We start from the raw sequence: 4,962 nt of genomic DNA, 5'->3' as shown, positions 1-4,962 counted from the left end.
AGACGACACGACACCCCGTCCCTGCCACCGATACACCGGCACTATGCCTGACCAGCGAAAACGCACCCGTCACTATCGGAAAGACAACGGCTTCTCAGGCGACCAGCCGCGCAAGCCTGTGTTTCCTGCTCGCGGTTGTCGTCCTCGTTGGTTTGTTCCTCGCTGTCGGGGGAGGGGGGACTTTCCCGTCGCCTGCGTGTCGGCCCGGGCGGTAGGGTCGCGACATGTGGGCGGGACTGGACGCGGTTGACTGGGCGGCGCTGGAGCACAACTACGGGTCCGCCGCGGACGTGCCCGGCCTCTTGCGCCGATGCGCGGGACCGGATCCGGACGACGCCGTCGACGCGGCCTTCGATCTGCTCAACCAGGTCTTCCACCAGGGCGGTTGGATCTGCTCGGCGGCCCCGGCCGCGCTGCCCTTCCTGTTGCTTCTGGCCGCGAGTCCGGCCGTCCCGCTCCCAAGCCGCCGCGTGGTGCTGGAGCTGGTGTGGAACCTGGCGGCCGAGGCCGGGCAGGTGGCGGAGAGGTTCCTTGACCCCGGCTGGCGGTCGGCATGGGAACAGGCTCTGCCGAAGGCGCTCGTCCTGCTCACCGATCCCGCCCCGGAGGTGAGGCGATGCGCGGCCCACCTGCTCGGTGTCTGCGAGAGCCCCGGTGAACTCGTCCTGTCGGCACTTGTGCGGTCCTGGCACGCGGAAGCCGATCCGGCGACCCGCCTCGACGTGGTCCTCGCGCTCGGCAGCGCAGTGGAACGACAACCGGCCGGACCACGGGCCACCGAGGTCCTGGAACTACTCCGTGGGCTGCTCGACGCCCCGGAAGCACAGACCCGCCTGGCGGCGGTGCACGCACTCGCCCCGGCCGATCCGGACCTTCCCGTACAACGGGTCGACCTCCTGCTGGAAGCGGTCCGGGACCCGAGCGTCGAAATGTGGCGGCACACCAGCACGGTCGAAGCCGGCGTCCAGGGTGTCCACCACTGGACGTCGGCGCTGTTCATCGGACCGTCCCCCGGCTTCACGCTCGGCCTGCTGGAAAACCATCCCGAGGTCGACCAGCGGATCGGGGCACTCGCCCAGGCAGGCGGGCTACTGGCGCAGTGGCGTTCGGTGAGCGCCGACCTCCTGCCCGTTCTCGCCGCGCGGCTGGACGATCCCGCCCCTGAGGTCCGTTTCCGGGCGGCCGAGCTACTGGCCTGCCTCGGCCCGGCCGCCGCGGCCCACGCCGACAAGGTCGCCGTCCTACTCGACGACACCGCCGTGCGGGACACCCGGAACGGGGAGACCGTCGCCGAGGCCGCCTGGTGGGCGCTGGCCCGGATGAACGATCCCCGCTGCGTTCCGGGCCTGATTGAACTGATGACCGGCACGCGATCGGGCTTCGCTGTGGGCTCCGTCCACCATGCCATCACCGCCGGCCTGCACCATGCCGTCCTCCCTTCGCTCCACGAGGTACTGGGTTGCCTTCCTGACCACGCCGAGCTGTTCCTCCCGGCGATCAGTGAGCAGCTTGGTGCCGTCACGGACGACCACATGCTCAACAGCCTCTGCCGCCTGCTCGCGGGCTGGGGTCCCACGGCGAAGGCAGCGGTTCCCCAGCTGGTCGGCCTCTTGGAGGACGACCAGACCTGGGCAGCGGCAGCGAACGCGCTGGCCGGCATCGGGACGGCGGGGAACGGGGCACGAGAGCTGCTGTTGGCCCGATCGAGCAGCGGTGAAGCACGCGCAGCCTGGGCCTACTGGAAGGTCGGCGGCGAGCCCGAACCGGCCCTGGAAGCGCTTGGACGTGCCGCCACCCGGGGAAGTATCCCGCGCCCGCTTCTCCACATGCTCGCCGACCTCGGCCCGTACGCCGCCCGCTTCGCGGACCAGCTCCGGGCCACGGCCGCCGACAACGACCCCTGGACCCGCGTCGAGGCGGCGCACGCGCTCTGGGCCACAACCGGCGATACCGAGACCAGCGTCCCAGCCATGACAAGCATCGTTCAGGGGCTGGCCGAGGGCGCCTACAGCCCGGTCATGCTCCCCGCCGTGCGGTACCTGGCCCAGATCGGCCACGCCGCTCGACCCGCTGCGCGGTTCCTGCGCGACGTGCCGTCCCGTGATCAGCGCCTCCGTAGCGACGGCGGCTGGCGGGGCTTCACCCAGGACGAAGCCATCCGCGCCGCACTCGACGAGTTGCTCGCCGCTTGTGACTGACCAGTTGTGACCACTGTCCGACCGCCGGAGGCGCCGCTACGGTGCGCACCTGTTTGGAACAGGGCGGGGCACCGGAGACCTTGGACTCCGATGGCCTGCCTCTGCTCTGCACCGCTGTGGCCGGCTTGATCGCACCTCACTGCCGAGGGTCCGGTCGACGGGAGGGCCGACCAGGACCGTGACCTCCCGCGACGGCGGCACCCGCTGCCGGCTTCAAGCGTTCCGTTGGACCAAGGGCGGGCGTCGTGCTCGCCGTCGGTGACAATGTCCCGGTGAAGACCTGGACGGACAGCCTCCCGCAGATACCCTTCGCCTACCGTGACCTCCCGGCGGGCGGTCAGTGGATGACCCAGGAGGAGGCCGCGTCCTGGCTTGGCATCGGGCAGTACCACCTGAACGTGCTCACGGCCGTCACTCACCGGATCGACCTGGTCCGTACGACGGGCAGGGAATTCGCCGTGACGCGTGCCAGCGTGGAGGCGGAGAAGGACTGGCGCACCACCGCCTCCTTCGGGCAGAAGGTCCTGCGCCTGCTCAAGGACGTGCCCAAGCTGTTGTGAGGAGTCCCCTCGGGCGTAAACCGAATCCCCCCGTCACAGCCGCTGGGCCCTTCCCGCGGTGCCGGCCGGATGAGGCCGGCGTGGCCGGGCGCGCACGCGACGGAGCGGCCGGTCGGCGCTGTGACCGACCGGCCGCTCCGGGTTCGCCCTGCTCGGCTACGGCTCAGCCCATGGTGCAGGCGAGCTGTGCCTTCACCGCGTTGCGGAGGTCTTCCTGGGCGCGGCAGTCGGCGCTGAAGACGTCCTCCCACTTGGGGCTGATGAGGTGGACGTTCACGATCTCGGTGACGACGTCGACGTTCTGGGCCTTGATGGTGTTCTGAGCCACCAGCACCTGCGGCGTGGGAGCCGTCTGGGCACCGATGACGCCGCCTTCACCGTAGTAGAGGTTGGTGATCTTGGTGTAGACGGTGACCTTCTTGCCCTGGATGTTGTTGCCGACGATGGCAACCGTCCAGTCCTTGTAGTTGCGCTGCCAGCCGTAGTTGGTCCGCTGGTTCAGCGCGGTCACGGCGGCGTAGCCGAGCTTGGCGATCCAGTAGTGCTTGATCAACGGGCGGCCGCCCGGGTGGTCCCGGGGGTGCGCCGGCTCTCCCAACAGCACGTCGCCGTGCAGGTCCTGGTTCGCGATGCTCAGTCGGTCCGCCGCCGGACCCGTCTGGGACGCGGCGCTGGCCGGCGCGGCGATGCCGCCGGTGACGGCGAGGGCCGCGGCCCCGGCGACCACGGCCGTCTTCCATGTGCCGAGAGGCCGCTGACTGGTTGCCATCCTGGTACTCCTCGTTCAAGTGCATCGACAATCACACGGGCACATCCCCTGCGCCCGCCACCGGGGGAGACCCGGCGCTCTCGACTCTCGCGGACCAGCGCCCGGCGTACATCAGTCATTTGACGGCAAGACACCGACTGGCGCCCGTGTCGGGGGAACGCGGCCGGGCAGGCGGAGGCGACGAGGCAGGCCGTCGCTCGCGCCGCACCGGATCACTCCCGCCGGCCCGTCAGGCCCGTTCCCGGCGCGAAGGTTGGCGGTTGATCCCGGCGGCCGCAGCAGGTCGGCGCAGCCCGGCCGCCGACGACACAAAGCGGCTGGTCAGCGGGATCGACGTTATGCTGTCGGGGGTCTTCGGACCGTATCAGGGGGATTCGGGGGGATCATGGGTAACGATGGTGCCGGGACGGGGTTCAGCGCCCACCCGGAGAAGCGCGGGGACGCGGGCGGTCCCAGGCAGATCGCGGGCACGCTGACCATGTCCGGTCCGGCCGTGTCCGGCGAGTATGTGCACACCACCTCGGCCGGCTGCGCCAAGACCGGGCAGGGGGCCTGACCCTGCCGGACCACGACGCACACCCGCTCGGGGAAGCGCCGGGCAGCCGGCGGCAGCGGGCCGAGCAGCTGAAGAAGACCGTCGACGAGTCCTCTACAACCCCTGGGGTTACACCGTCTGGGTCAGCGAGAGCGACTTCGTCGACAACCACATGCAAGGCGCCTCCGACGACAAGCACCCCAACGTCAGAGCCGTGCGAATGCCCAAGTGAGGCCCGAATTGAGCACCCCGGAACCCCCGAGCCGCCGCAGTGACGGCGCTGCGCACCACCCACCGGGAGGCACGCCCGTGAAGCGGCGGTGGCGCCGGGTCCTGGTGACGGTGGCCGCGTTGCTGGCCGTCGCCGCCACCGTGGGCGCGGTGGCCGTCCACAGGATGACCACGGGCAAACTCGACCACGGCACGGTGTTCGCCCGGACCTCGGGACAATTCACCGTCAAACCCGGCGAACTCTTCTCCATCGAGGTGTTCGCCTACCAGGACGCGGGTGACAACTGGACCATGGCCGCCCCTTCCCCCGACCCGGCCGTCGTGCAGGCGGCCGGCGACGAGTACGTCGACGACTTCGGCGTCAAGGACGTACTCGGCTTCGGCCTCGGCGGGACCGGAGACCTCGGCACGGGCGGCCACTACTACTTCACCTTCCGCGCGCAGAGCCCCGGCCGCACCACCATCACCGTGCACGTCGCCTACCGGGACGCGCTGGGCGGGACGTTCTCCGGCGGACCGGACCAGACCAAGCGGCAGTTCACCATCGACGTCCGCTGAGCCGTCTCCGGCGGCGCACACTCGTCCCCGGTTCCCGCGGGAGCCGGGGACGAAGGCGGCGGCCCGGGTGCGGACGACGGCGTGGAGTGGGCCCGGGTCAGCCGCCCGGGC

At 70.6% G+C, this 4,962-nt stretch carries 5 protein-coding genes; 4 read left to right on the top strand and 1 reads right to left on the bottom strand.

Going from position 1 to position 4,962, the window contains the following annotated elements; translation table 11 throughout:
* Positions 1-224: 224 nt before the first annotated feature.
* Together ABZ885_RS35205 and ABZ885_RS35200 are read left to right on the top strand one after the other, a co-directional pair.
* The gene (locus ABZ885_RS35205) at positions 225-2,198 is read left to right on the top strand and encodes a HEAT repeat domain-containing protein (protein ID WP_360198070.1); all 1,974 of its coding nucleotides are present in this window, start codon (positions 225-227) and stop codon (positions 2,196-2,198) included.
* Positions 2,199-2,470: 272 nt separating this feature from the next.
* The gene (locus ABZ885_RS35200; RefSeq protein WP_360198067.1) at positions 2,471-2,758 is read left to right on the top strand and encodes a DNA-binding protein; all 288 of its coding nucleotides are present in this window, start codon (positions 2,471-2,473) and stop codon (positions 2,756-2,758) included.
* Positions 2,759-2,921: 163 nt separating this feature from the next.
* Here ABZ885_RS35200 and ABZ885_RS35195 read toward each other — a convergent pair whose 3' ends face one another.
* Positions 2,922-3,527, bottom strand: coding sequence for a hypothetical protein (locus ABZ885_RS35195; protein ID WP_360198064.1), 606 nt, complete (start codon positions 3,525-3,527; stop codon positions 2,922-2,924).
* Positions 3,528-3,912: 385 nt separating this feature from the next.
* Between ABZ885_RS35195 and ABZ885_RS35190 the strand changes: the two genes are divergently transcribed.
* Positions 3,913-4,083, top strand: coding sequence for a hypothetical protein (locus ABZ885_RS35190; RefSeq protein ID WP_360198062.1), 171 nt, complete (start codon positions 3,913-3,915; stop codon positions 4,081-4,083).
* Positions 4,084-4,371: 288 nt separating this feature from the next.
* Positions 4,372-4,851, top strand: coding sequence for a protease inhibitor I42 family protein (locus tag ABZ885_RS35185; protein ID WP_360198059.1), 480 nt, complete (start codon positions 4,372-4,374; stop codon positions 4,849-4,851).
* The last annotated feature ends 111 nt before the right edge of the window (positions 4,852-4,962 follow it).

Origin of the sequence: Kitasatospora sp. NPDC047058 (assembly GCF_040643935.1) — a bacterium.
GTDB lineage: Bacteria > Actinomycetota > Actinomycetes > Streptomycetales > Streptomycetaceae > Kitasatospora.
This window is presented reverse-complemented; position numbering and strand designations above follow the sequence as displayed.